The following is a 24,507-nucleotide window of genomic DNA, read 5'->3' as shown; positions in this document are numbered from 1 at the left end:
GCACTACCACTGGGACAGGCTTCGGCAGGGCTCGCCCGAGAACCGACGCGAAGCGTTCTCAGGGGCTCTCAGGGGCGTCTCGGGGGTGTAGCTCAGGGAGGTCTCAGGGTCGGGTCCGGAACCGCGGACGGCGTGGAGCCGTTTTCATGGCAGAGAGCGGCAATGGCCGCGAAGGAGGCGACGCACATGTCGAAGAACGCGAAGATCGCCGCAGGAGGTGTGGCGGTAGGGCTCCTCCTGTTGATCTGGCTGCCCTGGTGGGCGGCCTTCTTGATCATTGTGGGGGTGCCGGTGGCGGCCTACCTCACGCTGGATCCGTCTCAGCGGCGCAGGCTGCGCCGTGTCACCCGCAAGGAGCTCGGTCGGTGAGCGACGGGGACCGAGCCTCGGTCCCCGTCGTCCGGCGGCCCGAGCCGGCGTGGTCGGCGAGGTAAGGCCTCATTCGACTCAGAGCGGCCGTACCGCCATCTTGTCGAGCGCCTCCAGGAGTCCGGGCAGTTCGGGACCGCGGCCGACCGGCAGCACCTCGCCCGGCTCATCGTCGAGCAGGACGAACGCGATGTCGTCGGTCCTGGCCACCAGCGACCAGCCGGGGCCGTCGGCGCGCAGAGTACGCGCATCACCGGGAGCGAAGGAGGAGCGCACGCGACCGAGCGGAGGCGGGGTGTCCACATAGGCGCGCACCTCCGCCAGGACGCGTCGGATACCGCGGTGGCCCTTGGGCGCGCCCTTCTCGACCCCATGGCCGCCATCGACCTCGTCGGCGGCGTCGGCCTTCCTGGATCCGCCGTCGGCCTTCCCGGAGCCGTCGGCGGCCTGGTCGGCCCCGTCGCCCCGGTCCTCCTCGTCCGTGCCCGAGCCCGAGTCCGCCCCGGCGGCCTGCCGCGGGGGAGCGAACTCCGTGTCGTCGATCTGCTCACGCCACAGGGCCCACTGGAGCGCGATCTCGTCGGCCCCCAGCCGCCGCTGGGCCGGGCCCCAGGTGCTCGTGTCCGGAGGGCACAGCGCGGGGCTGTCGGTCACCTCCGGGGCGGGATCGTGCGGCGCGGGCACGCCGGGAGCCGCGACGGCGACCGCCAGCGGCCAGCCGGGCAGCGCGGCGACGACCGTCCGCTCGCCGGGCGACAGGTCGTACTCCATGCCGCAGTCCCACGACGCGATGGCGACCGCGACCAGTGACACGTCGTCGATGACGACGGTCCATCGCGCGCCTTCGCCGTCCTGGCCCAGCACCAGGCCGTACCCGTCGGCGAGCGGCGCGAGGCCGAGCGCCGCACAGGCCTCCGGGTAGTCGTCGCCCAGCGCGCTCGGGAACTTCGCAGGCGTCAACAACACCGCCGTGAGCACATAGAGCGCATCGTCCGCGGCGGCGACGGCGTCCTCGTCCGTCCCTGCCATCCCAGCCTCCCCATCGGTTCGTCCACCGGCGCGCACCCTAGTGCGGCGGGAAGGCCCTTGTCACGACTCCCCGACATACCCGGAGCTGCAGTTTTCCGTCCGGACGGGGCGAATCGACCACCTTCGACCGTTGGACAGGTCACCCCGCAGGCAGTCCGAGCAGCGCGCGGGCCACCGCCCGCGGCGACTCGTCGCGCTCCCGCGCGAGCGCGATGACGGCGCGACAGGCCAGTTCGTTGACCCCGAAGGACAGCGCCTCCGGAGACACCCAGCCCGCCGCTTCGTCGATTCTGTCCTGGTCGTCCTCGGCGCAGGCCGAGACGTACGCGGCGGCCGCCTCGAACAGGTTGGGGGTGCGCTTCCCGGCGGCACGCGACGCCCCGTTCGGACGCCCTTCCCCGTCCGGACGCGACCGCGCGCGCCTCGCGTCGCGGAATCTGCGGAATCTCCCGTGGGCCTCGCGGATCCTGCCGAACATGCCGACCGCCTTCCCCCTGCGCTGTCGCGCAACTGATCGTTCATCTCCTGCTGTTCAACCTAGAGTTGGAGTCACGGCGGCAGAAGGGGGACGCAGCGGTGAAGCGCTTCGAGCGGCTCGAGCAGATCCGGCGGATGGACCCGTACGAGGACGCGTTGGAGATCTACCGGCTCACGTCGGCGTACGAGTTCCCGTGGGACTTCACCCGCGCCCTGGAACTGGCCCTGTACCGCACGTACGCGGTACCGGGCATCGGGCGTCTGCTCGCACAGACGGCGGAGCTTACGGACCGCGCCCAGAAGCGCTACGACGACACCGTGCTCCTGCTGGACGCCGTCGTCGAGCACGGCTTCGACAGCGAACAGGGGCGTACGGCAGTCCGACGCATGAACGAGATGCACCGCAGTTACGACATCGGCAACGACGACATGCGGTACGTGCTGTGCACCTTCGTCGTGATGCCCAAGCGGTGGATCGACGCCTACGGGTGGCGCAGGCTGTCACGCCACGAGATCGTCGCCTGCACCGAGTACTACCGCGCCCTGGGGCACCGCATGGGCATCAAGGACATCCCCGGGACCTACGAGGAGTTCGAGACCTGCCTCGACGCCTACGAGGAGGTCCACTTCGCCTGGGACGAGGATGCGCGACGGGTGTCGGACGCCACCCTCACCCTGATGGCCTCCTGGTATCCGAAGCCGCTGGCACCCGTCCTGCGTACCGCCACGCTCGCCCTGCTCGACGAACCGCTCCTCAAGGCCTTCCGGTACACCCCGCCGGGCCCCGTCACCCGCACGCTGGTGCGTGGAGCGGTACGCGCGCGTGGACGCGCGGTGCGGCTGCTGCCGCCGCGCCGGACGCCCCACCACGCGCGCCAGAACTGGGAGATCAAGGGCTACCCGAACGGCTACCGGCTCGCCGAACTGGGCACCCGCCCGGTGCCCGGCGTGGGCGGCTGCCCCGTACGGCACGCGGACGACTGAGCCGCTCGGTGATCAGCCGCTCGGTGATCGCCCGCCCGGCGATCCGGACGTCACGTGTCGGACCCCCGCCGTGCCCCGACGCGTTCGTGCGTGCGGTCGCCGGAGAGGCGTGAGCCTCAGGCCCTCGACGAGCCTCAGCCCATTCGGCGAGTCTCAGCCTTCGCGGACAGCCAGGGCCAGGAAGCGGGCGTCCTCGTCCGCGTAGGACGTCATGCGCCACCCCGAACCGGCCAGCAGCGGGCGGAGGTTGGGCTCCGCCCGCTGGTCCTCCGGCGTGATCTGCCGACCCTGGCGGGCCGCGAGCGCCGCCCTGCCGATCGGGTGGAACAGCGCCAGAGTGCCGCCGGGGCGCACCACCCGCGCCAGTTCCCGCAGGTTCTCCGCCGGGCGCGGCAGATGGGCGATCAGGCCTGCCGCGAACACGGCGTCCAGCGATTCCGAGCGCAGGGGGAGCGCGGCGACGTCGGCGACCACCAGCCGTCCGTCGCGGTCGCGTCCCGCCCGTACGGCGGCCGCCAGCATGGCTGGGGTCAGATCGGCTCCCACGACCACTCCCGAGCGTCCCACGGCTGCCCGCAGCGGCGTCAGGGCACGTCCTGTGCCGCAGCCCGCGTCCAGGACGCGGTCCCCTTCGCGCAGACCGAGTTCGCCGACCGCGGAGGCGTAGGCGGGGCCGTCGTCGGGGAACCGGCGGTCCCAGTCCGCGGCGCGCGCGGTGAAGAACTCCTGAACGTGTGTGTGGTCGTCGCTCATGCTCCGCATGATCTCTCACCGGCATGGATGACGCCCCGGCGCGCATGTTCGAGCGTGACCCGATCGTTCCGGCGTACTTCTGCGCCACTTTCCAACACCTTTCGAAATGCGCCCCCTTTGTGCTCCCGTGCCCCGGCTAGCGTCCCGTGGCCATGGGACACCTGGACCACGCAGCCTTCGGCTGGCTGACCCCCGCGCTGTCGTACGTGATGGCCTGTATCGGCGCCGCCCTCGGGCTGCGCTGCACCGTGCGCGCGCTGGGCGCCACCGGACGCTCACGCCGCAACTGGCTGATCACCGCGGCCTCGGCGATCGGCACCGGCATCTGGACCATGCACTTCGTGGCCATGCTCGGCTTCGGCGTCAGCGGAACCGACATCCGCTACGACGTTCCGCTGACCGTGCTCAGCCTCCTCGTCGCCATGATCGTCGTCTGCGCCGGCGTCTTTGCCGTCGGCTACAGCCGCGAACGCACGCGCGCGTTGCTGATCGGCGGGCTCACCACCGGCCTGGGCGTGGCGAGCATGCACTACCTGGGCATGGCCGCGGTTCGGCTGCACGGTGACGTGACCTACGACCCGGTGCGCGTCGCCCTCTCCGTCCTGATCGCGGTCGTCGCGGCGACCGCCGCCCTCTGGGCGGCCCTCAACATCAAGTCGCCGATCGCGGTCACCCTCGCCTCCCTCGTCATGGGGGCGGCGGTGAGCAGCATGCACTACACCGGGATGTTCGCGGTGAGCGTCCATGTCACGCCCTCCGGCGACGCGCTGCCCGGGGCCACGGCGATGCAGTTCATCTTCCCCCTCGCCGTCGGCCTCGGGTCCTACCTCTTTCTGACCTCGGCCTTCGTCGCACTGTCGCCCACCACGGGAGAGCGCGAGGCGTCCGCCTCGGCACAGCAACCGATGGAGAGCCGCGTCGGCCGACAGCAGGCCCGGACCGTCTGACGACACCGGCCGCCCGGCACGTCCCCCGTACCCCTTCCGACGTACCCCTTCCGACGTACCACTTCCGAGCGAGGAGGCCATGCGTACACCCCGTAGGACCCCGACGGCAGGCGCCGACGCGCCGCCCCCCACGCGCGGGCGCCGCGCCCACGCCGGACCCCCCGCCGACGAGGGGCCGGACGAGCAGGCGGACGCCTCGGCGGACGCGATACCCCCGCGCGCGGAACGCCTGCGGCTCCGGCCGCGCACCGTGCGTGCCAAGATCGTCTGTCTGTTGATGGTGCCCGTTGTCTCCCTGCTGGCGCTGTGGGCGTACGCCACCGTCACCACCGCGCAGGACGTCTCCCGGCTCCGCCAGCTGCAGCGCGTGGACTCCCAGGTCCGTGCCCCCGTCGCGGCCGCGGTGGCCGCCCTGCAGACCGAGCGCGCGGCCGCCGTCCGGTACGCCACCCATCCCGCCCCCGGGCAGGACGGCGACCTGAGGGCGCTCGCCGAACGCACCGACCGCGCGGTGGCCGCACTGCGGCTCGGCGACGACAGCACCGTCGCCGACGGCCAGGACCTGCCCGCAGGAGTCGCCCAGCGGCTCGAGACGTTCGTGTCCGGAGCCGAAGGCCTCCTCTCGATGCGGACCGCGGTGCTCGACGGCAGCGCCGGCTGGGAGGAGACGTACGGCCGGTACACGAGCACGATCTCGGCGGCCTTCTCGGTCGGCGGAGCCCTCTCCGGCATCCAGGATGCCGAACTCGGCTCGGACGCGCGCGTGTTGCTCGAGTTCTCCCGCGCGGGAGAAGCACTGGCCCAGGAGGACGTCGTGCTCGCCGGCGCCCGCCTGGCCGGGGGCCTCGACGGAGAGCGCCTGCGGCTGTTCACCGGCGCGGTCGACACACGTCGTGCCCTGACCGAGTCGGCCGTCGCGGACCTGCGTGGCCCCGAAGGCGCCGCCTGGCAGCGACTTGCCGCCGGCAGCGCCTACGCCGCCCTGTACGCCGCCGAGGACAAGGTGCTCGCAGGCCGGGCGGGTGCGAAGGCGATCGCGGCTGCTCCGGCGAGCACATGGGACACAGCCCACACGCGCGTGCAGAACGGGATGCGGACCATCGAGGCGGACGCCGGACACGGTGTCGCCGACCGAGCCGACCCGCTCACCCGCGGTCTGCTCACCACGGCCGGCGCGGCGGTCCTGCTGGGCCTCGCCGCCGTCGTCGCCTCGCTCGTCATCTCCGTGCGCATCGGCCGCGGACTCGTCGTCGAACTGGTCAGCCTGCGCAACAGCGCCCTGGAGATCGCCAGGCGCAAGCTCCCCGAGGCCATGCGGAAACTGCGCGCCGGGGAGGAGATCGACGTCCGCGCCGAGGCCCCGCCCGGACCTCCCTCGGAGGACGAGACCGGCCAGGTCGCCGAGGCTCTGGGCACCGTGCACCGCGCCGCGCTGCGGGCCGCCGTGGAGCGGGCCGAGCTCGCCAGCGGCATCTCCGGGGTGTTCGTCAACCTCGCCCGCCGCAGCCAGGTCCTCGTCCACCGCCAGTTGAGCCTTCTGGACAGCATGGAACGCCGCTCCGACGACCCGAACGAACTGAGCGACCTCTTCCGGCTCGACCACCTCACCACGCGCATGCGACGCCATGCGGAGAGCCTGATCATCCTCTCCGGGGCGGCGCCCGGCCGGGCCTGGCGCATGCCGGTCTCCCTCACCAACGTGATCCGCGCGGCCGTCTCCGAGGTCGAGGACTACGCGCGCGTGGAGGTGCGCCAGCTCCCGGAGGCGGCCGTCATCGGCACCGCCGTCGCCGACCTGACCCACCTGCTCGCCGAACTCGTCGAGAACGCCGCCCAGTTCTCACCCCCGCACACACGTGTGCGGGTCACCGGTGAACCCGTCGGCAACGGATACGCCGTCGAGGTCGAGGACCGAGGCCTCGGCATGGGCAAGGAAACCCTGACCGAGGCCAACCGGCGCATCGCGCAGTCCGAGGCCCTGGACCTGTTCGACAGCGACCGACTCGGCCTGTTCGTGGTCAGCAGGCTCGCCGCCCGCCACGGCATCAAGGTGCACCTGCGGACCTCGCCCTACGGCGGCACCACAGCGGTCGTCCTGCTGCCGACCGCCCTGCTGCACAACGGAAAGCCGGAACGTTCCGCCCGTGAGACGGCGGAGATCCAACAGCAGTCTTCAGAACGCGAGTACGCGCGCGTGCCCGCAGCCGACCGGAACGCCGACGGTCGCAACGCCGACGGTCGCAACGCCGCTGACCGCCATGCCCACGACCGCCATGCCCACGACCGGAATGCCCCCGACCGATACGCCTCCGACCGGCGCCAGGAGGCCGTCCCCGCCGCCGCCGACCGCCCCGCGCTGGTGGCGCCCGTCCGAGCCGCCGCCGAACCCGTGGCGGCCGACCCCCCGCCACCCGGAGTGACCGCCTTGCGCCTGCACCGCCCCCCGGACGACTCCGAAGGATCGGACGACCTTCCGCGCCGGGTACGCCAGGCCAGTCTCGCCCCTCAGCTGCGCCACCGACTCTCCGAGGAGCCTGCCAAGGCGAGCTCCCCGCGCGGGGACGAAGGGCGTACCCCCGAGGTCGTACGAGACCGGATGACCGCCTACCGGGACGGCTGGGCCCGGGGCGGCGGCAGACAGTCCGGCCGTCGAGTCATCCCGGATCCCGCACCGGGCAGTGAGAGCAGTGAAGGAGACCCCGCATGATCCAGGACCCGAGCACGAGGCCGGCCCAGCGGTCCGGCGAACTCGACTGGCTGCTGGACGACTTGGTGATGCGCGTGAGCGAGGTGCGGCACGCCGTGGTGCTGTCCAACGACGGCCTGGCCGTCGGCGCGTCGAGCGACCTCAGACGGGAGGACGCCGAACACCTCGCCGCCGTCGCCTCCGGCTTCCACAGCCTCGCCAAGGGCGCGGGCCGGCACTTCGGCGTCGGCGGTGTCCGCCAGACCATGGTGGAGATGGACGACGGCTTCCTCTTCGTGGCCGCAGCGGGCGACGGCTCCTGCCTGGCCGTCCTCACCGCGGTGACCGCCGACATAGGTCTGGTCGCGTACGAGATGGCGCGGCTGGTCAAGCGGGTCGGAGAACACCTCTACACGCCGACCCGCCTCGCCGCGCGGCCGCCCGTCACCGGATGACGCGAGAGAGCGGCCCGTGCAGATGACCGAGGACATGACCAGCGCCCCGCGTGAGCTGGGCAGCCAGTGGTACGACAGCGAGGCCGGCCCGCTCGTCCGCCCCTACGCCATGACGGGCGGACGGACGAAACCCGGCCCCAGCGGAGTGCGCTTCGACCTGATCGCCCTGGTCACCCTGGACCCGGGCGCGCCCGGCACGGGCGGCATGGCCATCGGGCCGGAACACCGCACCCTCATCGACCTGTGCCGCACGGAGACGCAGTCCGTCGCCGAACTCTCGGCGGGCTCGGACCTTCCCGTGGGCGTGGTCAGGGTGCTCCTCGGAGACCTGCTGGAACTCGGCTGCGTCACCGTCAGCCGTCCGGTCCCGCCCGCGCAGTTGCCCGACGAACGGATTCTGCGCGAAGTGATCGAGGGGCTGCGAGCGCTGTAGATGAACGTTCAGACCCGACTTGTGCATGCCTTCTGCCGTTGCCGACACGACCGAGAGAAGTGATCCATGGCCTCCGAGCACTCCGACGCCACGGGCGGGGAGACGGCCCCCCTGGCGTTGAAGATTCTGGTCGCCGGCGGGTTCGGCGTGGGCAAGACCACCATGGTGGGCGCGGTCAGCGAGATCAAGCCGCTGCGCACCGAGGAACTGCTCAGCGAAGCCGGTCAGTTGGTCGACGACACCGACGGCGTGGACCAGAAGGTCACGACGACCGTCGCGATGGACTTCGGCCGCATCACCATCCGCTCCGGTCTCTCCCTCTACCTGTTCGGAACCCCGGGCCAGGACCGCTTCTGGTTCCTGTGGGACGAGTTGTCACAGGGAGCCCTGGGCGCGGTGGTCCTGGCCGACACCAGACGCCTCGAGGACTGTTTTCCCGCGGTCGACTACTTCGAGCATCGCCACATCCCGTTCGTGGTGGCGGTCAACTGCTTCGCGGGCACACGGACATACGGCGCTCAGGACGTCTCGCGCGCCCTCGACCTCGACGGGGGCACCCCCGTCGTCCTGTGCGACGCCCGTGACCGTGACTCGGGGAAGGAAGTGCTGATCCGGCTGGTCGAGTACGCCGGGCGGATGCACACCGCCCGGCTGCTCGACTCCGTGAGCTGACGTCGCCGTCCGCGGCCCGCTCAGGTCGTCCTCCACGCCATGCCGCCGTCCTCCTTGCTCCGGCGGCAGGGACTGGGGAAGGCTTGCGGTCAGATTCTCCGGCGAGGTGGAGGATCACACGGGGAATCGTCACACGGGGAATCGTCACACGGGGAGTGGGACATGGCGCAGAACCAGGGGCTGGGCTGGCTGCTGGACGATCTGACCGAGCGCGTCGACCACGTGCGGCACGCGCTGGTCCTGTCCAACGACGGGCTGGTGGCGGGCGCGAGCACGGGACTGGGCAGGGAGGACGCGGAGCACCTCGCCGCCGTCTCGTCCGGGCTGCACAGCCTGGCCAAGGGATCCGGCCGGCACTTCGGCGCGGGCCAAGTGCGCCAGACGATGATCGAGTTCGACGACGCGGTGCTCTTCGTCACCGCCGCGGGGACCGGCAGTTGTCTGTGCGTGCTCAGCGGGGCCGAGGCCGACATGGGCCACATCGCCTACGAGATGACCCTGCTCGTCAACCGCGTCGGCGAACACCTCACCGTGGACCCCCGACATCCTGAGCGTGCTCCGCTGACAGACCTCTGACCTGCATTTTTGTTCTTCTCCGTGGAGTTATCCACAGGCTCGCCACGAAATCGGCGATTCCGGCTACGGTTTTTTCCGAGGCCACCGCGGACAGCGCGGGCCTGTTTCACTCCACTTCACTCCACGGGGGAGTTCGACCATGTCCGGCAACACCGTCACGCCATCACACGCCGATTCCTTCGCGCCGAGCCGAGCGGCGCGGGAACTCGATCTGAAACGGAGCGAGTTCGACCTCGCCGTGCACCTCGGGCGCATCAGGACCGTGCCCGACGAAGGAGGAGGGGGCCGCCGGGTGGTCCGGGCGGAGATCGACCGGCTGCGTTCGGAACCCGGCTTCCCCGAGGCGCTGCGCGAGCGCGTGCTGGTCGTGGGCACCGGCGAAGGCGCCGCCATCCTGGAGGTGCCCCCCACCCGGTTCACCCGCCTCGCACGGCTGGGACTGGTGGTGCCCGTCAAGTTCTATCTGAACCGGTACCGGGCCGTCGTCTGGCTCTATCTCGCGGACGAACTACGGCAGTTCGCCTCCGAGAAGACCAACGGTTTCCTGCTCACCGGCCGGACCCCCGAGGTGCTGCGGAGCCAGCTGGCCGCGGGTGTCGACCTGCGGTCGAGGAACTGGCGGGGACGCCACCTGGGCTATCTGCTCCGCCAGACCGACGGCCCCTGGCAGCGCGCCGGAGCTCTCGCCGGATTCCTCGACCCCCTCCAGGTGGCCGAGATCGTCAAGGACCCCTACGAGCGTGCCCACCTGAACAGGTTCCGGCCGGGACCGCCGGCCCACGGCGCCCCCGGAACACCCGCCGCACACCTCGTCGAGAAGATCATGACGGCCGACGACCCCGACGAGCTCGCCTGGCTCAGGTCCGACCTGGCAAACACCCTGGACGAGGCCCGCGCCGACCAACCCGCACCCCGCCCCGCCCCGCGCCCCGCACCGAAACCGGCCGTGTCCGGTCCCGCACCGCACACCGCCCCGCCGCACAGGCCGAAGCACCCGCCCACGCCCGACGTGCCGGACGCACCCGAAGAGCCGGACCGGCCGGCGCGCGGCCTGCTCAGCCGGCTGCTCCGTCGGAACGCGTGAAGCACGGGCCCTAGAGCGCCCGGAACAGTCCCTCCTGGACGACCGACACCAGCAGACGCCCCTCGATGTCGTAGATGCGTCCGCGGGCCAGACCGCGTCCGCCCGTGGCGATCGGCGACTCCTGGTCGTACAGGAACCACTCGTCCGCGCGGAACGGCCGATGGAACCACATCGCATGGTCCAAGGACGCCATGTCGAAGTTCCGCGGCCCCCACAAGGGCTCGACCGGCAGGCGGACGGCGTCCAGGAGGGTCATGTCGCTGGCGTAGGTGAGGGCACAGGTGTGGACGAGCGGGTCGTCGCCGAGCGGCCCGACCGCGCGCATCCACACGGCGCTGCGCGGCTCGGCTTCCTTGACGTCCTCGGCGCTCCAGCGCAGCCGGTCCGCGTACCGGATGTCGAAGGGCTGACGGCGCGCCATGCGCTCCAACTGCTCGGGCAACGCGCCCAGATGCTCCCGGACCTCCTCCGCCACCGTCGGCAGGGACTCCGGGTCCGGGACCTCGCGGGCCGGCGGCAGCTGGTGCTCGAAAGGACCTACCTCAGGCTTGTGAAAGGAGGCGGTGAGATTGAAGATCGTGCGCCCCTGCTGCACGGCGGTGACCCGGCGGGTCGTGAACGACCGCCCGTCCCGCACCCGTTCGACCTGGTACACGATCGGCACACCCGGCCGGCCCGGGCGAAGGAAGTACGCGTGCAGCGAGTGCACGGGCCGGTCGCCGTCGGTGGTCCGGCCGGCCGCGACCAACGCCTGGCCCGCCACCTGGCCGCCGAAGACGCGCTGCAGGGACTCCTGCGGGCTGCGGCCCCGGAAGATGTTGACCTCGATCTGCTCCAGGTCGAGCAGGTCGACGAGCCTCTCAGCCGGATTCGTCATCGGTGCGCTTCTCCTGTGCCTGCTTCGCTGTCTGTTCCTGTACTGCCGGTTCCTGCGTTTCCTGCGCTCACAACTGGCCGACGGCCGTGACGCGGACGACCGCGCGGCCCTCGGCGTCGGAGGCCGTGAGGTCGACCTCCGCACTGATGCCCCAGTCGTGGTCGTCGTTGGGGTCGTCGAAGATCTGACGGACGCGCCACAGCGCGTTCTGCGGCTCCTCCTGGATGACGAGCAGCTTGGGTCCCCGGGCGTCCGGGCCGGTACCGAGGTCGTCGTACTCGTCCCAGTACTTGTCCATCGCCTCGCCCCACGCGTCGGCGTCCCAACCGGCCTCCGCGTCCATCTCGCCGAGTTGCTCCACATGATCGAGAGCGGCGAGCTCGACACGGCGGAACATCGCGTTGCGGACCAGGACCCGGAAGGCCCGCGAGTTGGCCGTGACCGGCTTGACCTCGTCGGCCTTCTCCTGGGCCTCCTCGGCCGTCATCTCCGCCGGGTTGGCGAGCTGCTCCCACTCGTCCAGCAGGCTCGAGTCCACCTGCCGCACCATCTCGCCCAGCCACTGGACGAGGTCCTGCAGATCCTCGGACTTCAGGTCGTCCGGGACGGTGTGATCGAGGGCTTTGTAGGCGCTGGCGAGGTAGCGCAGCACGATGCCCTCGGTACGGGCCAGTTCGTAGTGCGAGACCAGCTCGGTGAAGGTCATCGCCCGCTCGTACATGTCGCGGATGACGGACTTCGGCGACAACGGATGGTCACCGACCCACGGGTGGCTCTTGCGGTACGTGTTGTACGCGTGGAAGAGCAGCTCCTCCAGCGGCTTCGGGTACGAGACGTCCTGGAGACGCTCCATGCGCTCCTCGTACTCGACGCCGTCCGCCTTCATCGCGGCCACCGCCTCGCCGCGCGCCTTGTTCTGCTGGGCGGCCAGGATCTGGCGCGGGTCGTCCAGCGTGGACTCCACGACGGAGACCATGTCGAGAGCGTAGGAGGGCGACTCCGGGTCCAGCAGCTCGAACGCGGCCAGCGCGAAGGTGGACAGCGGCTGGTTCAGCGCGAAGTCCTGCTGCAGGTCCACGGTGAGGCGGACGATGCGGCCGGTGGCGTCCGGCTCGTCGAGCTTCTCGACGATGCCGCCGTCCAGCAGCGAGCGGTAGATCGCGATCGCCCGGCGGATGTGCCGCAGCTGCTGCTTGCGCGGCTCGTGGTTGTCCTCCAGCAGGTGCCGCATCGCCTCGAAGGCGTTTCCGGGGCGGGCGATCACCGACAGCAGCATGGTGTGCGTCACCCGGAAGCGGGAGGCCAGCGGCTCCGGCTCGGACTCGATGAGCTTGTCGAAGGTGTTCTCCGTCCAGCCCACGAAGCCCTCCGGCGCCTTCTTGCGCACCACCTTGCGGCGCTTCTTCGGGTCGTCGCCCGCCTTGGAGAGGGCCTTCTCGTTCTCGATGACATGCTCGGGAGCCTGCGCGACCACCAGGCCCGCCGTGTCGAAACCGGCCCGGCCGGCCCGGCCCGCGATCTGGTGGAACTCACGGGCCCGCAGGGTGCGCACCCGGTTGCCGTCGTACTTGGTCAGCGCCGTGAACAGCACCGTGCGGATCGGCACGTTGACGCCGACGCCGAGCGTGTCCGTACCGCAGATCACCTTCAACAGGCCGGCCTGGGCGAGCTTCTCCACCAGGCGCCGGTACTTGGGCAGCATGCCGGCGTGGTGGACGCCGATGCCGTGCCGCACGTAACGCGAGAGGTTCTGGCCGAACTTCGTGGTGAAGCGGAAGTTGCCGATCAGGTCGGCGATGCGCTCCTTCTCCTCGCGCGAGCACATGTTGATGCTCATCAGCGCCTGCGCCCGCTCCACCGCCTGCGCCTGCGTGAAGTGCACGATGTAGACGGGCGCCTGCCTGGTGTCCAGCAGGTCGGTGAGGGTCTCCGTCATCGGGGTGTACCGGTACTCGTAGGACAGCGGCACGGGCCGGGTCGCCGAGCGGACCACCGCCGTGGGCCGGCCGGTGCGCCGGGTGAGGTCCTTCTCGAAGAAGGACATGTCGCCGAGCGTCGCCGACATGAGCACGAACTGTGCCTGCGGCAGCTCCAGGATGGGGATCTGCCACGCCCAGCCGCGGTCGCCCTCCGCGTAGAAGTGGAACTCGTCCATGACGACCTGGCCGACGTCCGCGTGCTTGCCGTCGCGCAACGCGATCGACGCGAGCACCTCGGCGGTGCAGCAGATGACCGGGGCGTCGGAGTTCACGGAGGCGTCGCCGGTCAGCATGCCGACGTTCTCCGTGCCGAAGATCTTGCACAGCTCGAAGAACTTCTCCGACACCAGGGCCTTGATCGGAGCCGTGTAGAAGGTGACCTCGTCGCGGGCGAGAGCCGCCAGGTGGGCAGCCGCCGCGATCATGCTCTTGCCGGAACCGGTGGGCGTCGACACGATCACGTTCGCGCCGGAGACCACCTCGATCAGCGCCTCCTCCTGGTGGGGGTAGAGCGTCAGACCGCGCTCCTGCGCCCAGGACTCGAAGGCTTCGTACAGGGCGTCGGGATCTGCGGTCGGAGGCAGCTGATCGATGAGGGTCACGACCCCATCTTGCCTGCCCTCGCCCTTGATGGGGGAATCGGCTGCCGGCCCGAAGATCACGGCCGCTACGCTGTGTCGCCGACGGAGCGTCATCGCACCCGGTCAACTGGACAGCGGCACACGAGGAATAGGGCGGGCAACGGCCATGATGGGACCAGCACACTCACTGTCGGGGGCCGCCGCCTGGCTCGGCGTCGGTGCGGCGGCCGCCGCGGCCGGGCACACGATGCCCTGGCCGGTTCTGCTCGTCGGTGCGCTGATCTGCGCCGGGGCCGCGCTCGCCCCGGATCTCGATCACAAGGCCGCCACCATCTCCCGGGCCTTCGGCCCCCTCTCGCGCTGGCTGTGCGAGGTCGTCGACAAGCTCTCCTACGCCGTCTACAAGGCCACGAAGAAGCAGGGCGACCCGCGCCGCTCCGGAGGGCACCGCACGCTCACCCACACCTGGCTGTGGGCGGTCATGATCGGCGGTGGCACCTCGGCGCTGGCGCTCACCGGCGGCCGCTGGGCGGTGCTCGTGATCCTCTTCGTGCACATGGTGCTGGCGATCGAGGGGCTGCTGTGGCGGGCGGCCCGGGGCTCCAGCAGCGACGTGCTCGTGTGGCTGCTCGCCGCGACCAGCGCCTGGATCCTCGCCGGAGTCCTGGACAAGGCCGGCAACGGCTCGGACTGGCTGTTCACCCAGCCCGGCCAGGAGTACCTGTGGCTGGGGCTGCCCGTGGTGCTGGGCGCCCTGGTGCACGACATCGGGGACTCGCTGACCGTCTCGGGCTGCCCGGTCCTGTGGCCCATTCCGATCGGGCGCAAGCGCTGGTACCCGATCGGTCCGCCCAAGGCGTTGCGGTTCCGGGCGGGCAGCTGGGTCGAGCTCAAGGTGCTGATGCCCGTGTTCATGGTGCTCGGGGGAGTGGGCGGGGCGGCCGCCCTCAACTACATCTGACGGTCGGCGCGCACCGCGCCGGTTCAGGTCATCTCACCGCCGTCGCCGTAGCGGCGCTCGAAGCGGGCGACGCGGCCCTCCGTGTCCACGGTGCGCGCCTTGCCCGTGTAGAAGGGGTGGCTCTCCGAGGAGATCTCCACGTCCACGACCGGGTAGGTCTCGCCGTCGTCCCACTCGATGGTCCGGTCGCTGGTCGCGGTGGACCGGGTCAGGAAGGCGTAACCGGCGGTGCGGTCGCGGAAGACGACCGGGTGGTAGTCGGGCTGCTTGTCCTGCTGCATGAGCACTCCTCGTGCGGTGGAGGTGGTGGCGACGGGCCGGGAGCGGTCGGGTCGGCCACCGGGGGGTCAACCGGACAGGGCGTCCTCGTCGACGATGTGCATCGCGGCCTCCTCGGCGGAGGCGGCCGCGCCGTCGATCCCCACGTCCGTGGCGACCAGCGCGCTCTCCTCGTCCTCGTGGACGCCCTCGTCAGGCGCCACGAGCCGGCCGGAGCGGGCGGCGCCGACCTCGTTGTCGAGGAGTTCCCCGTCGGTGCCGTCGCAGTCGCCGATGCCGTCGCCGTCGGGCACGTCCAGATCCGGCACCTCCTCGGCGAGCCGCTGGTCCAGGCTCTCCCCCTGTCGGCGCTCCGCGGCGGTCACACCGTCGTGTTCCACGGCCCAGGGGCGGTCCGGTGGGGACCAGCCGCGGTCGAGGGGGTCCCCGACGCCGTCGTTGTCCAGCGTGTCCTCCGCGTCGAGCAGTCCCGTGTCCTCCTGGATGTCGGAAGAGTCGGGCTGGTAGACGTCGTCTCCCCATCCGTCGGCGCTGTTCACGGCTACCTCCAGTGGGTGACCGGCCGGTTCTCCCCGCGGTCGGCGGTGGGATGCCGCCGCACGGGGCACCGGCCGGGCGCGGCGTGTTCCGGATGGATTCCGACGGTCTCCCGCGCGGGTGCCGCTTTCCAGCGTTCCACCCCGCTTCGGTACCGCGCAACGCCAGAGGACGCACGGAGTCCGGTCCGGGCCGCCTCGCTCAGGGCGTCGGCACCGCGACCTGGGGCGGCCCGGACCGCCCCCTGTGTCGCCCCGGGCGCGGGGAGCGGCGCGGACACGGGCGCCTGCTCGGCTCCCGGCACGTGCCCCGCAGCCGACGGCGGTTCCGCCGAAGGCGCAGGCAGCAGGTCCCGTAGCCGCACCGGCACCGGCTGCGACATCTCCACCGGCACCGGTCGTGACACCTGCACCGGCACCGATCGAGACACCGGCGTGGGTGCAGGTTCAGGTGCCCGCACGCCTCTCACCGGCCCCGGCTCCCCGCGACCGCCGCGTCCCTCCTCACCCGTGCCACGACCGCCAGAGCGCCGCGTACGCCCCGTCCGCCGCGACGAGCTCGGCGTGGCTGCCCAGCTCGCTGATGCGGCCGTTCTCGACGACGGCGATGACGTCGGCGTCATGAGCGGTGTGCAGCCGGTGCGCGATGGCGACGACGGTGCGGCCGTCCAGGACACGGGCGAGGGAGCGCTCGAGGTGGCGCGCGGCGCGCGGGTCGAGCAGCGAGGTCGCCTCGTCCAGGACCAGCGTGTGCGGGTCGGCCAGCACCAGACGGGCCAGCGCGATCTGCTGGGCCTGTGCTGGGGTGAGCGTGACGCCGCCGGAGCCGACCTCGGTGTCGAGGCCGTCGGCGAGCGCCTGCGCCCAGGCCTCCGCGTCGACCGCGCCCAGGGCCGCCCACAGCTCGGCGTCCTGCGCACCCGTGCGGGCGAGCCGGAGGTTGTCGCGCAGGGAGCCGACGAAGACGTGGTGCTCCTGGTTGACGAGCGCCACATGGGAGCGGACGCGTTCGGCGGTCATCCGCGACAGCTCGGCACCGCCGAGGGTGATCCGGCCGTCGCGCGGCGCGTAGATCCCCGCGAGCAGTCGTCCCAGCGTGGACTTGCCCGCGCCGGAGGGGCCGACGAGGGCCAGTCTGGTCCCGGGGGAGACCTCGAGCGACACCTTGCGCAGCACGTCGACGCCCTCGCGGTAGCCGAAGTGGACCTGGTCGGCGAGCACGTCGCGCCCGTCCGGCGCCAGCCCGGACTCCCCGCTGTCCGGCTCGATGTCGCGCACCCCGACGAGCCGGGCCAGCGACACTTGGGCCACCTGCAGCTCGTCGTACCAGCGCAGGATGAGGTTCACGGGGTCGACGAGCATCTGTGCCAGAAGCGCGCCCGTCGTCAGCTGACCGACCCCGATCCAGCCCTGCAGGACGAACGCCCCGCCGAGCATGAGCACGGAACCGAGCACCGTGACGTGCACCATGTTGATCACCGGGAAGAGCACCGAGCGCAGCCACAGCGTGTAGCGCTCCCAGGCGGTCCACTGCTGGATGCGCTGCTCCGAGATCGCGATGCGGCGCTCGCCGAGGCGGTGGGCCTCGACGGTGCGGCCGGCGTCCACGGTCTCGGCGAGGGCGGCGGCCACGGCGGCGTAGCCGGCGGCCTCCGAGCGGTAGCCGGCGGGCGCCCGCTTGAAGTACCAGCGGCAGCCGACCACCAGCAGCGGCACCGCGACGAGGACGGCCGGCGCCAGCGGCGGCGCCGTGACGACGAGCCCGCCGAGCAGCAGCACGGCCCACATCACGCCGATCGTCAGCTGGGGCACGGCCTCCCGCATCGCGTTGGCCAGCCGGTCGATGTCCGTGGTGATGCGGGACAGCAGATCGCCCGTCCCGGCCCGCTCCAGCACGCCCGGCGGCAGCCGCACCGACCGTACGAGGAAGTCCTCGCGCAGGTCGGCCAGCATCCGCTCGCCGAGCATCGCGCCGCGCAGCCGCACCTGCCGTACGAACGCGGCCTGGACGACCAGGGCGACGACGAACAGCGTTGCGGTGAGTCCGAGGTGGAGCTCGCGCGCTCCGTCCGACAGCCGTTCCACCAGGTCACCGAGCAGCCAGGGGCCCACCATCGAGGCGACGGTGGCGACCGTGTTGACGAGGAGGAGGAGCAGGAAGGCGCGGCGGTGCCGGCGCAGGAGTTCGGCCACGTAGGCGCGTACGGTCGCCGGTGCGCCGACGGGCAGGGTGTTCGCCGTCTTCGGTGCCGCCGGGTCGTAGGCGGGTGGCGCCACGCCGATCATGCCGTCTCCTCGATCTCTTCGCGTTCGATCTCTTCCAGCCGCTTCTCTTCCAGGTCCTTCAACACACCGCTCAGAGAACGCTCTTCGGACTCCTCCTCGGTCTCCCTGGTCACCACGGCCCGGTATCGGGGTTCGGAGTGCAGGAGTTCGCGGTGCGTGCCGACCGCCACGGCCTCGCCCTCGTGCACGAGCACGACCCGGTCGGCGCGGTCCAGCAGCAGCGGGGACGAGGTGAACACGACCGTCGTGCGCCCGTCCCTCAGTTCCCGCAGGCCCTCGGCGATCCGTGCCTCGGTGTGCGAGTCGACGGCCGAGGTGGGCTCGTCCAGCACGAGGACCTCGGGGTCCGTGTACAGGGAGCGGGCCAGCGCGAGCCGTTGCCGCTGGCCGCCGGACAGGGACCGGCCGCGTTCGGTGATGCGCGCGTCCATCGGGTCGTCGGCGTCCAACGAGCCCTGGACGAGCGCTTCGAGGACGTCTGCGCACCGGGCGGCGGCCAGCGCCGCATCCGCGTCGACCGCTCCCGAGGCGGGCACGTCGAGCAGATCGCGCAGGGAACCGGAGAGCAGCACCGGGTCCTTGTCCTGGACGAGGACGGCCGCGCGAGCGGAGTCCAGCGGCAGTTCGTCCAGCGGGACGCCGCCGAGCAGGACCGACGGGCCGTCCTCCGGAGGGTGTCCGCCCAGCCGTTCCGCCAGCCGTCCGGCCGCGTCCGGGTCGCCGCACACCACGGCGGTCAGCCGGGCGGCCGGCGCGAGCAGGCCGGTGGCGGGGTCGTACAGGTCGCCCGAGGGAGCGTCGGCCGCGCGCGATCCGCCGATGTCGGTGACGCGCTCCAGGGACAGCACACCTGCGGCCCGTTTGGCCGAGGGACGGGAGAAGGAGTAGGCCATCGCGATCTCCTCGAAATGCCTGAGGGGATAGGTCATGACCATGACGGAGCTGTAGACCGTGACGAGTTCGCCCACGGTGATGCGGCCCTCGCGGGCCAGGTGGACGCCGTAGCAGACGACCACGATCAGCAGCAGGCCGGGCAGCAGCACCTGGATGGCGCTGATCAGGGACCACATGCGCGCGCTGCGCACGGCCGCGTGCCGGACCTCCTGCGAGGCGCTGCGGTAGCGGTCGAGGAACAGTTCCTCGCCGCCGATCCCGCGCAGCACCCGCAGGCCGGCCACGGTGTCGGAGGCGAGTTCGGTGGCGCGTCCGGCCTTCTCGCGCTGGAAGTCGGCCCGTCGCGTCGCCCGCGGCAGCAGGGGCAGCACCGACAGCGCGAGGGCGGGCAGGCCGAGGGCGACGACGATGCCGAGCGCCGGCTGGTAGACGACCAGGCCCACGCAGACCAGCACGATCGTGAGGGCCGCGGCGGTGAAGCGGGACACGGCCTCCACGAACCAGCCGATCTTCTCCACGTCGCCGGTGGAGACGGCCACGACCTCGCCGGCCGCGACCCGCCGGGTCAGCGCGGAGCCCAGCTGTGAGGCCTTGCGGGCGAGCAGTTGCTGGACCCGGGCGGCAGCGGTGATCCAGTTGGTGACGGCGGCCCGGTGCAGGAAGGTGTCGCCGATCGCGGTGGCGGCGCCGCACAGGGCCATCACGCCGCCGGTGAGGGCGAGCCGGGTACCGGAGCGGTCCACGACGGCCTCGATGGCGAAACCCACGCAGAACGGCTGCGCGGAGACGGCGACGAAGTGCAGCAGCCCCCAGGCCAGGGCCTTGAGCTGGCCGCCGAACTGGTTGCGGCCGAGCCACCACAGGAAGTGGCGCCCTGAGCGTACGTCCGGCACACCCGGGTCGGGGTACGGAAGGTCTTGGATCTGCATGACGTCCCAGTGGCTCGAATCAGGGGAGGGGGGAAGGGCGGGGCAGGGGAGGGGTGGGGAGCGGCAACAAACCGTGCAAGGTTCGCTTCGCAGGGTGGTCAGAATCAACCGGTTTTCCATGGCGGCGACGAGATCCGGAAGCCGACCGATGCGACCTTGATGTCCGTAACCTGCCGCAAACATCCGGAAAGCGATGCGAGCATGGCCCGATGCGAGACGGCGATGTGCGGCGAGCGGTAGCCTCCGTGGTGACCTGCGGCCTCCTGCTCACGGCCCTGGCCGCGTGCGGTGGCGCGAGCGGGGACCACGGGCGGGACGGCACCACGGGGGCGGGTGCCGAGGGCGGCAGAACCTCGCCGAGAGCGGCCGCGGCGACCCGCGTCCCGGGGGTCGGGGACCGGCTGCAACGGCGGATTCCCGCCGCTTCGCGCCAGGTCGTGGCGGTGTACGGGGACGGAAAGGACTCCGCGGACGCCACCGTCGTGCTCTACGCCAAGCATGGCGCGATCTGGGAGCGGGTCCGCAGCTGGCGGGGGCACAACGGCAAGAAGGGCTGGACCGCCGAGCACCACGCAGGCGACAACCGCAGCCCCGTCGGAGTGTTCACCCTCACCGACGCGGGCGGCGTCCTGGCCGACCCCGGGACCAGGCTGCCGTACGCGCGGTCCGCCGACCTCGCGGCGCCGCGCTGGTGGGCGAGGTCGCACCGGCACGACTTCGACTACGTCATCGCCATCGACTACAACCGGGTCAGGGGCACCCCGCCCGACGACCCCGCACGGCCCGAAGGTGAGGAGAAGGGCGGCGGGATCTGGCTCCACCTGGACCACGGCAGCGGCACATCGGCCTGCGTCAGCCTGTCCAGGACGGCGATGGAGCACCTGCTGCGCACGCTCGATCCGGATCGGCGTCCGGTGGTGGTCATGGGGGACCGGGCCGCGCTGAAGGCCTAGTACTCCCGGCGGAGGCGTCATTGCGGGACCGGGGCGACTGCCCGTAGAACACCGGCCATGAGAAGTCGGATCATCATGTCCATGCTCACCGGAGCGATCCTCCTGGCGGGCACCGTCCTCGGAAGCGGCGCGGCGCAGGCCGCGGCTTCCACCCCTGAGGTCCCCGCCGAATTCGGCGCCGACTGGCACGATCCGGTGACCGCGGCCCCGCCCGTGGACCGGCCTTCGGGGAAGTCCTGCGAAGTGACCGTCGCCGAGGCGCAGTTCCGGGACTTCACCCCCTACCGGGGCACGTACACCCCGCCGGACGGCTGCGGAGACCGCTGGAGCAAGGTGGTGCTGCGGCTCGACGGCAAGGTCAAGGGGCGGCAGTTCGACCGGCTCGGCTATCTGCACGTCGGCGGCGTCGAGATATTCCGCACCTCGACGCCGGAGCCGTCGCCCGACGGCATCGAGTGGTCCGTCGAGAAGGACGTCACGCGCTACACCGACACCTTCCGTCGTGGCCAGGACGTCGAGATGCTCATCGGGAACGTCGTCGACGACACGTACACGGGCGTGCTCGACGTCAAGGTCACATTGACGTTCTACGCTGGGAGAACCGCCGGAAAGCCTGCCGGGAAACCCGCCGGGAATCCGGAGGTGACAGCGGCCGCGAACGCGACCCCGACCCCGGCCGCGATCCCGGACCGCGTCCTCACCCTCGGCGCGGACAACACCCTCACCACGCCCCGCAACAGCGAGCGCATCCTCGCCGAGGTGTACGCCACCGGCTCGGGCGGCGGCTGCGAGGAGTACTGGTACCTCAGCGTGCCCGACTCCGCCCCGTACTCCTGCCAGGCCGACGACGGCCCCTACCGCGAGGTGCAGATCAAGGTCGACGGGCAACTCGCCGGCATCGCCGCGCCGTTCCCGAACGTCTGGACCGGCGGCTGGTCCAACCCGTTCCTCTGGTACGTCGTCCCGGGCCCGCGCGCCTTCGACGTCAAGCCGATCGAATACGACCTGACCCCCTTCGCCGGGATCCTCAACGACGGCCGCCCGCACCGGATCGAGGTCTCCGTCGTCGGCGTCCCCGAGGGACAGAGCGGCTGGAGCGCCCCCGTGAACGTCCTCGTCTGGCAGGACGCCCACCGCGCCCGGGTCACCGGGAAGCTGACCCGCCTCGAAGCCGGTGAGCTCGTCAACTCCTCGACGTACACGCCCGGCACGGAACACCGCGTCGACACCGAGGGCGGGCACCGGCTGGCCGTCGCCGGGTATGTCGACACCTCGCACGGCCGGGTCACGACCTCCGTCACCCGCACCCTGGCCACGACCTCGGCGCACCGCTGGACCGACGGTGAGAACACGGACGGCCTGGACGCCCGTTGGGCGGACGACGAGACGGTCACCGTCGACGGCCGCGCCACCCGGGTCGACCGCGTCCACACGATGAACGGGACCACCACCGTCGGCGCGGACGACCGGCTGCGCACCGTCCTGACGCTCGGTGACCGGGCTGATGCCGTGACGACCCGGCACGGCCGACGGACGTCCTGGTCGACGCTCGACGACACCTACACGGGGGATGCCACCTTCACCCTCAACGTGCCCCGGGATCAGCGTCATGCCGTCGGCACCACGAGCGAGCGCTACCGGCTGTACGGCTCGGACGGCTGCCACGACCGCCGACTGACCACGGTTCAGGGGGTGCTGACCGAGGACCAAAGCGGCTGCTGAGCCCCGTATGCGTGCGATGCGTCACTCCCCGCGGGGATTTACACAGCGGAAACGCGGAAGTCTTGTGCGCGATCAACGACGCCTTCAAAGTGATCGCTACGGAAGCCGCTTTCCGTATCGCAGAAGTCCTGTCCCCGGTTTCTGTGTTCCACCATCCCCCCAAGGAGTGCCCGTGCCGCCGTCCGTCCCGTCCCCGTCGCGACGCGTCGCACGCATACTGCGTACCTCACTCTTCGCGCAGGTCGCCTGCGCCCTCGTCCTCGGCATCCTGGTGGGAAAGCTGTGGCCCGACGTGGCCACGGACCTCCAGCCGCTCGGCGACGGCTTCACCCGGCTCATCAAGACGATCATCTCGCCGCTGGTGTTCTGCGTGGTCGTCGTCGGCATCGCCAAGGCCGGTGATCTGAAGGCCTTCGGCCGGATCGGGCTCAAGGCCCTGATCTGGTTCGAGGTCGCGAGCACGCTCGCCCTGCTCATCGGGCTCCTCGCCGCCAACATCGTCCAGCCCGGCTCCGGGATGAACGTCGACCCGGCCACGCTCGACACCTCGGCGGTCGACGCGAAGACGGGCGGCGGTTCGCTGCCCACGACGACCGAGTTCATCGTGAACGCGCTGCCCACCAGTTTCGTGGGCGCCTTCGCGGAGAACTCCCTGCTCCAGGTGCTCATCCTGGCCTGTCTCGTGGGCGCCGCGCTGCTGCATCTCGGCCACACCAAGGTGCCGAAGGTGCTGCCGGCCATCGAGCAGGCCCAGGAGATCATCTTCGCGATCGTCGGCTTCGTCATGCGGCTGGCGCCGATCGCGGTGTTCGGCGCCATGGCCGTCCTGATCGGCAACTACGGCCTCGGCGTGATCGAGACCTACGGCAAGCTGATCGCCCTGTGCTACGCGGCCGCGGCCCTGTTCGTCGCGCTGCTCGGCCTCGCCCTGCGGCTGGTCACCGGGCTGAGTCTGTGGAAGTTCCTGCGCTACATCCGCGAGGAGATGCTGCTCGCGCTCGGCACCGCCTCCACCGAGTCCGTCATGCCGCGCGTGATGCTGAAGCTGCGCAGGGCCGGAGCCCGGGACGACGCCGTGGGCCTGGTGCTGCCCACGGGCTACTCCTTCAACCTCGACGGCGCCTCGCTCTACCTGTCCATCGGCACCCTGTTCATCGCCCAGGCCGTGGGCGTGGACCTCAGCCTCGGCCAGCAGATCACCGTGATCCTGGTGCTCATGCTCACCAGCAAGGGCATGGCCGGCATCCCCGGTTCGGCCTTCCTCGCCCTGTCCGCGACCGCCTCCTCGCTGGGGGCCATCCCCGCCGGCGCGGTGGCCCTGCTGCTGGGCGTGGACCGCATCATGGACTCGATGCGCGTCGTCACCAACCTCCTCGGCAACTGTGTGGCGGTCTTCGCGGTCTCCCGCTGGGAGGGTGCGCTGGACCTGGAGCGGGCCAGGAAGGTCCTGGACGGCGAGGCCGTCGCCGATGCGGAGCAGGAGCCGGAGGCCGCGGCCCGTTCTCGCGTTCAGCAGGTCCGCCCCTGCTTCTGCTGCGGTTGCTGCTCACCCTCCGAAGACCCGCCCACCAGCGCGTCCAGCAGCCCGCCGAGCACCTGGCGCTCCAGGTCCGTCAGCGGATCCAGAATCTCCTCCGCGGCGGACACCCGCGCGCCCCGCAACTCCCGAAGGGCCGTGCGGCCGGCCTCGGTGAGCTCGATCCGTATCACCCGCCGATTGGTGGGATCCGGCATCCGCCGCACCTTGCCGCTCGCCTCCAGCCCGTCCACCAGAGTCGTCACGGCCCGGGGCACCACCTCCAGGCGCTCGGCGAGGTCGGCCATGCGCGGCGGCGACTCGCAGTGCGCCAGCGTGCGCAGGAGCCGGGCCTGTGCGGGCGTGACGCCGAGCCCGCTCTGCTGCAGATGGCGCTTCTGGATGCGGTGCACCCGGCGCGTGAGCTGCAGCAGCTGCTCGGCGAGCAGGCTGTCGGAATCGGGGGTGGTCATGCGGGAACAATATCAGGATGCCATTCATTGTGAGTATAGGTAACAATGAGCTATGC

At 71.3% G+C, this 24,507-nt stretch carries 22 protein-coding genes and 1 pseudogene; 13 read left to right on the top strand and 10 right to left on the bottom strand.

Annotated elements, in window-relative coordinates; genetic code table 11:
- The first annotated feature begins 186 nt into the window (after positions 1 to 186).
- Entirely contained in the window at positions 187 to 369 is a 183-nt protein-coding gene (locus ACWD4O_RS11650) for a hypothetical protein (RefSeq protein ID WP_451279586.1), read from the top strand.
- 78 nt (positions 370 to 447) lie between these two features.
- Here ACWD4O_RS11650 and ACWD4O_RS11645 read toward each other — a convergent pair whose 3' ends face one another.
- Together ACWD4O_RS11645 and ACWD4O_RS11640 are read right to left on the bottom strand one after the other, a co-directional pair.
- A complete protein-coding gene (locus ACWD4O_RS11645; RefSeq protein WP_451279585.1) occupies positions 448 to 1,398 on the bottom strand; it encodes a hypothetical protein in 951 nt (316 codons plus the stop codon).
- Positions 1,399 to 1,537: 139 nt separating this feature from the next.
- Positions 1,538 to 1,876 (bottom strand): hypothetical protein, encoded by a 339-nt coding sequence (locus ACWD4O_RS11640; protein WP_451279584.1) that lies wholly within the window; start codon positions 1,874 to 1,876, stop codon positions 1,538 to 1,540.
- Positions 1,877 to 1,974: 98 nt separating this feature from the next.
- On the opposite strand from ACWD4O_RS11640, the gene ACWD4O_RS11635 reads away from it, so the two are divergent.
- Entirely contained in the window at positions 1,975 to 2,859 is an 885-nt protein-coding gene (locus ACWD4O_RS11635; protein WP_451279583.1) for an oxygenase MpaB family protein, read from the top strand.
- A 153-nt stretch (positions 2,860 to 3,012) separates the two neighbouring features.
- On the opposite strand, the gene ACWD4O_RS11630 is transcribed toward ACWD4O_RS11635, so the two are convergent.
- Complete coding sequence (locus ACWD4O_RS11630) at positions 3,013 to 3,612, bottom strand: class I SAM-dependent methyltransferase (protein WP_451279582.1); 600 nt, start codon at positions 3,610 to 3,612, stop codon at positions 3,013 to 3,015.
- A 152-nt stretch (positions 3,613 to 3,764) separates the two neighbouring features.
- On the opposite strand from ACWD4O_RS11630, the gene ACWD4O_RS11625 reads away from it, so the two are divergent.
- The 7 genes from ACWD4O_RS11625 to ACWD4O_RS11595 all read left to right on the top strand — a co-directional run bounded on the left by ACWD4O_RS11625 (position 3,765) and on the right by ACWD4O_RS11595 (position 10,465).
- Complete coding sequence (locus ACWD4O_RS11625; RefSeq protein WP_451279581.1) at positions 3,765 to 4,559, top strand: MHYT domain-containing protein; 795 nt, start codon at positions 3,765 to 3,767, stop codon at positions 4,557 to 4,559.
- Positions 4,560 to 4,638: 79 nt separating this feature from the next.
- Positions 4,639 to 7,266, top strand: coding sequence for a sensor histidine kinase (locus ACWD4O_RS11620; RefSeq protein ID WP_451279580.1), 2,628 nt, complete (start codon positions 4,639 to 4,641; stop codon positions 7,264 to 7,266).
- Positions 7,263 to 7,700: a roadblock/LC7 domain-containing protein gene (locus ACWD4O_RS11615; protein ID WP_398425570.1), complete on the top strand. Its 438-nt coding sequence runs from the start codon at positions 7,263 to 7,265 to the stop codon at positions 7,698 to 7,700. The genes ACWD4O_RS11620 and ACWD4O_RS11615 overlap by 4 nt, the downstream gene beginning before the upstream one ends.
- Before the next feature lie 22 nt (positions 7,701 to 7,722).
- Positions 7,723 to 8,133 carry a DUF742 domain-containing protein gene (locus ACWD4O_RS11610; protein WP_451279661.1) on the top strand — a complete coding sequence of 137 codons (411 nt, stop codon included), beginning with the start codon at positions 7,723 to 7,725 and terminating at the stop codon, positions 8,131 to 8,133.
- 66 nt (positions 8,134 to 8,199) lie between these two features.
- Complete coding sequence (locus ACWD4O_RS11605) at positions 8,200 to 8,805, top strand: GTP-binding protein (protein ID WP_451279579.1); 606 nt, start codon at positions 8,200 to 8,202, stop codon at positions 8,803 to 8,805.
- Between the two features lie 162 nt (positions 8,806 to 8,967).
- Complete coding sequence (locus ACWD4O_RS11600; RefSeq protein ID WP_450947463.1) at positions 8,968 to 9,381, top strand: roadblock/LC7 domain-containing protein; 414 nt, start codon at positions 8,968 to 8,970, stop codon at positions 9,379 to 9,381.
- Positions 9,382 to 9,520: 139 nt separating this feature from the next.
- Positions 9,521 to 10,465, top strand: coding sequence for a DUF6397 family protein (locus tag ACWD4O_RS11595; RefSeq protein ID WP_451279578.1), 945 nt, complete (start codon positions 9,521 to 9,523; stop codon positions 10,463 to 10,465).
- Between the two features lie 10 nt (positions 10,466 to 10,475).
- Here the strand turns inward: ACWD4O_RS11595 and ACWD4O_RS11590 are convergent, their stop codons facing one another.
- Positions 10,476 to 11,342, bottom strand: coding sequence for an acyl-CoA thioesterase (locus tag ACWD4O_RS11590; protein WP_451279577.1), 867 nt, complete (start codon positions 11,340 to 11,342; stop codon positions 10,476 to 10,478).
- A gap of 67 nt (positions 11,343 to 11,409) precedes the next feature.
- Positions 11,410 to 13,923 (bottom strand): DEAD/DEAH box helicase, encoded by a 2,514-nt coding sequence (locus tag ACWD4O_RS11585; protein ID WP_451279576.1) that lies wholly within the window; start codon positions 13,921 to 13,923, stop codon positions 11,410 to 11,412.
- A 145-nt stretch (positions 13,924 to 14,068) separates the two neighbouring features.
- Here ACWD4O_RS11585 and ACWD4O_RS11580 point away from each other — a divergent pair, with 145 nt between their 5' ends.
- Positions 14,069 to 14,863, top strand: a complete 795-nt coding sequence (locus ACWD4O_RS11580) for a metal-dependent hydrolase (RefSeq protein ID WP_450947467.1) — start codon at positions 14,069 to 14,071, stop codon at positions 14,861 to 14,863.
- 23 nt (positions 14,864 to 14,886) lie between these two features.
- Here ACWD4O_RS11580 and ACWD4O_RS11575 read toward each other — a convergent pair whose 3' ends face one another.
- The 4 genes from ACWD4O_RS11575 to ACWD4O_RS11560 form a co-directional block, all read right to left on the bottom strand.
- Positions 14,887 to 15,144, bottom strand: a complete 258-nt coding sequence (locus ACWD4O_RS11575; RefSeq protein WP_451279575.1) for a type B 50S ribosomal protein L31 — start codon at positions 15,142 to 15,144, stop codon at positions 14,887 to 14,889.
- Between the two features lie 66 nt (positions 15,145 to 15,210).
- Complete coding sequence (locus ACWD4O_RS11570) at positions 15,211 to 15,681, bottom strand: DUF5709 domain-containing protein (RefSeq protein ID WP_451279574.1); 471 nt, start codon at positions 15,679 to 15,681, stop codon at positions 15,211 to 15,213.
- Between the two features lie 501 nt (positions 15,682 to 16,182).
- Positions 16,183 to 17,964 carry an ABC transporter ATP-binding protein gene (locus tag ACWD4O_RS11565; RefSeq protein ID WP_450947470.1) on the bottom strand — a complete coding sequence of 594 codons (1,782 nt, stop codon included), beginning with the start codon at positions 17,962 to 17,964 and terminating at the stop codon, positions 16,183 to 16,185.
- Positions 17,961 to 19,787 carry an ABC transporter ATP-binding protein gene (locus ACWD4O_RS11560; protein ID WP_451279573.1) on the bottom strand — a complete coding sequence of 609 codons (1,827 nt, stop codon included), beginning with the start codon at positions 19,785 to 19,787 and terminating at the stop codon, positions 17,961 to 17,963. The genes ACWD4O_RS11565 and ACWD4O_RS11560 overlap by 4 nt, the downstream gene beginning before the upstream one ends.
- Before the next feature lie 209 nt (positions 19,788 to 19,996).
- On the opposite strand from ACWD4O_RS11560, the gene ACWD4O_RS11555 reads away from it, so the two are divergent.
- The 3 genes and pseudogenes from ACWD4O_RS11555 to ACWD4O_RS11545 all read left to right on the top strand — a co-directional run.
- A complete protein-coding gene (locus tag ACWD4O_RS11555; RefSeq protein ID WP_451279572.1) occupies positions 19,997 to 20,740 on the top strand; it encodes a L,D-transpeptidase family protein in 744 nt (247 codons plus the stop codon).
- Between the two features lie 57 nt (positions 20,741 to 20,797).
- A complete protein-coding gene (locus ACWD4O_RS11550) occupies positions 20,798 to 22,462 on the top strand; it encodes a peptide-N4-asparagine amidase (RefSeq protein ID WP_451279571.1) in 1,665 nt (554 codons plus the stop codon).
- A gap of 172 nt (positions 22,463 to 22,634) precedes the next feature.
- A pseudogene (locus ACWD4O_RS11545) lies at positions 22,635 to 23,945 on the top strand (cation:dicarboxylate symporter family transporter); the annotation flags it as partial.
- Positions 23,946 to 23,971: 26 nt separating this feature from the next.
- On the opposite strand, the gene ACWD4O_RS11540 reads toward ACWD4O_RS11545, so the two are convergent.
- Positions 23,972 to 24,451, bottom strand: coding sequence for a MarR family winged helix-turn-helix transcriptional regulator (locus ACWD4O_RS11540; RefSeq protein WP_351916371.1), 480 nt, complete (start codon positions 24,449 to 24,451; stop codon positions 23,972 to 23,974).
- Between the last annotated feature and the right edge of the window lie 56 nt (positions 24,452 to 24,507).

It is taken from the genome of Streptomyces sp. NPDC002623 (assembly GCF_053592635.1).
The sequence above is the reverse complement of the archived record's forward strand: the minus strand, read 5'-3'. Positions and strand labels throughout refer to the sequence as shown.

Coding starts and splice junctions, on each gene's coding strand:
- ACWD4O_RS11650 (WP_451279586.1), top strand. CDS start 187: ATGTCGAAGAACGCGAAGATCGCCGCAGGAGGTGTGGCGGTAGGGCTC.
- ACWD4O_RS11645 (WP_451279585.1), bottom strand. CDS start 1,398: ATGGCAGGGACGGACGAGGACGCCGTCGCCGCCGCGGACGATGCGCTC.
- ACWD4O_RS11640 (WP_451279584.1), bottom strand. CDS start 1,876: ATGTTCGGCAGGATCCGCGAGGCCCACGGGAGATTCCGCAGATTCCGC.
- ACWD4O_RS11630 (WP_451279582.1), bottom strand. CDS start 3,612: ATGAGCGACGACCACACACACGTTCAGGAGTTCTTCACCGCGCGCGCC.
- ACWD4O_RS11625 (WP_451279581.1), top strand. CDS start 3,765: ATGGGACACCTGGACCACGCAGCCTTCGGCTGGCTGACCCCCGCGCTG.
- ACWD4O_RS11620 (WP_451279580.1), top strand. CDS start 4,639: ATGCGTACACCCCGTAGGACCCCGACGGCAGGCGCCGACGCGCCGCCC.
- ACWD4O_RS11615 (WP_398425570.1), top strand. CDS start 7,263: ATGATCCAGGACCCGAGCACGAGGCCGGCCCAGCGGTCCGGCGAACTC.
- ACWD4O_RS11610 (WP_451279661.1), top strand. CDS start 7,723: ATGACCGAGGACATGACCAGCGCCCCGCGTGAGCTGGGCAGCCAGTGG.
- ACWD4O_RS11605 (WP_451279579.1), top strand. CDS start 8,200: ATGGCCTCCGAGCACTCCGACGCCACGGGCGGGGAGACGGCCCCCCTG.
- ACWD4O_RS11600 (WP_450947463.1), top strand. CDS start 8,968: ATGGCGCAGAACCAGGGGCTGGGCTGGCTGCTGGACGATCTGACCGAG.
- ACWD4O_RS11595 (WP_451279578.1), top strand. CDS start 9,521: ATGTCCGGCAACACCGTCACGCCATCACACGCCGATTCCTTCGCGCCG.
- ACWD4O_RS11590 (WP_451279577.1), bottom strand. CDS start 11,342: ATGACGAATCCGGCTGAGAGGCTCGTCGACCTGCTCGACCTGGAGCAG.
- ACWD4O_RS11580 (WP_450947467.1), top strand. CDS start 14,069: ATGATGGGACCAGCACACTCACTGTCGGGGGCCGCCGCCTGGCTCGGC.
- ACWD4O_RS11575 (WP_451279575.1), bottom strand. CDS start 15,144: ATGCAGCAGGACAAGCAGCCCGACTACCACCCGGTCGTCTTCCGCGAC.
- ACWD4O_RS11565 (WP_450947470.1), bottom strand. CDS start 17,964: ATGATCGGCGTGGCGCCACCCGCCTACGACCCGGCGGCACCGAAGACG.
- ACWD4O_RS11560 (WP_451279573.1), bottom strand. CDS start 19,787: ATGCAGATCCAAGACCTTCCGTACCCCGACCCGGGTGTGCCGGACGTA.
- ACWD4O_RS11555 (WP_451279572.1), top strand. CDS start 19,997: ATGCGAGACGGCGATGTGCGGCGAGCGGTAGCCTCCGTGGTGACCTGC.
- ACWD4O_RS11550 (WP_451279571.1), top strand. CDS start 20,798: ATGAGAAGTCGGATCATCATGTCCATGCTCACCGGAGCGATCCTCCTG.
- ACWD4O_RS11540 (WP_351916371.1), bottom strand. CDS start 24,451: ATGACCACCCCCGATTCCGACAGCCTGCTCGCCGAGCAGCTGCTGCAG.